The following is a 1,370-nucleotide window of genomic DNA, read 5'->3' on the forward strand; positions in this document are numbered from 1 at the left end:
TCTAAATGTTTCTCTTCGTAGTCATTTCGGATACTATCTATAAGTTGTAAACATTCAGCGTACTTTTTACGTGTGAATATCGTAAAGGATAATTTTAATTTTGTTTCCGTACTGTCGCGGTATAACGTATATTTTTCAAAAATAGAAGTAGCCTTTTCAACGTAATATTCAATGTTATAATCTTTCATAATTGCCGCAGCTGTTACAAATTGTTTATATAAACGAGCGGTATTTAAAGTAGAAGGTAGCTTTTTTTGAACGATAGGTAGTAAAGTCTCATATACTTCATCACATTTATTTGCCTTTATTAATGGCTCCATTTTTTGAATGAGTTCTACAATTTCTACATCATCTTCTTCTAGTAAAAAACTCGTTTCGCATCCAAGTTTTTTAGCGATGTATTGTAATGTTTTCATGGAAGGTGTAGCTTTTCCATTTTCAATTTGACTTAGCATACTTTTTGTCAGTTCTGAACCTGCTAGCTCAGTTTGAGTAAACTTTTTTTCTTTTCGTAACGTTTTAATTTTTTCGCCTAGAGTAGCCATCATATGCTCCTTTATAATTAAAAAGTTAAATACAATTAAACTTTTTTGTTGTAAAAATTGGAAAGTTGATTATATAATAAGTTTAACACAATTTAACTTTTAAGGGGAGAGTGTCATAATGGGGGATGTAAGTATAGGTCAAAATGATTCAAAAATGAAGATTGCAACGAGAAATATTATGCTAATGATGATTGGGAAAATGACATCTTTATTAGGTGCAGGTATTTATACGTTTGCAATGGGATTATACGTATTAAAGACAACGGGTTCAGGAATGGGATTTGCAACTACGCTAATTTGCGGATCAATACCAAGAATGATCTGTGGACCAATTGCAGGTGCTGTAGCTGACCGTGTGAACCGAAGATGGCTTGTCATTGGTACTGATTTATTAAGTAGCTTAACGATGCTTATTATGTTTATTCTGGCTACTATGTTTGGACCATCACTTCTGTTTATTTATGTTTCAGCAGCATTATTATCAATTTGTGCAAGTTTTTATTCTGTTGCAGTAACTTCGTCTATTCCTAATTTAGTAGATGAGGAGCGTATTCAAAAAGCGAGTGCTTTGAACCAGACGGCAGCATCTTTATCAAATATTTTAGCGCCAATTATTGGCGGAGTTGTATTTGGTTTCTTTTCGATTAAATCGTTTTTCCTGCTAAATAGCATTACATTCTTTTTAGCGGTTATTGTGCAATTATTTATCGTATTTGATTTATATAAAAAAGAAATGGCTGAAAGTAAAGAGCATTTTTTGACGAGTGTAAAGGAAGGTTTTTCATATGTAAAACGACAGCATGAAATATATGGTTTAATGAAAAT

The 1,370-nt window shown here is 32.0% G+C and carries 2 protein-coding genes; one reads left to right on the top strand and one right to left on the bottom strand.

Translation table 11 applies throughout. The annotated features are described in order from the left end of the window. On the bottom strand, positions 1 to 545 hold a 545-nt coding region (locus AC1DTM_RS26620), incomplete at its 3' end, for a helix-turn-helix domain-containing protein (RefSeq protein ID WP_477001296.1). Between the two features lie 118 nt (positions 546 to 663). On the opposite strand from AC1DTM_RS26620, the gene AC1DTM_RS26625 reads away from it, so the two are divergent. Then, on the top strand, positions 664 to 1,370 hold a 707-nt coding region (locus tag AC1DTM_RS26625; protein WP_477001297.1), incomplete at its 3' end, for an MFS transporter.

The organism is Bacillus sp. P4_D3 (assembly GCF_056401855.1).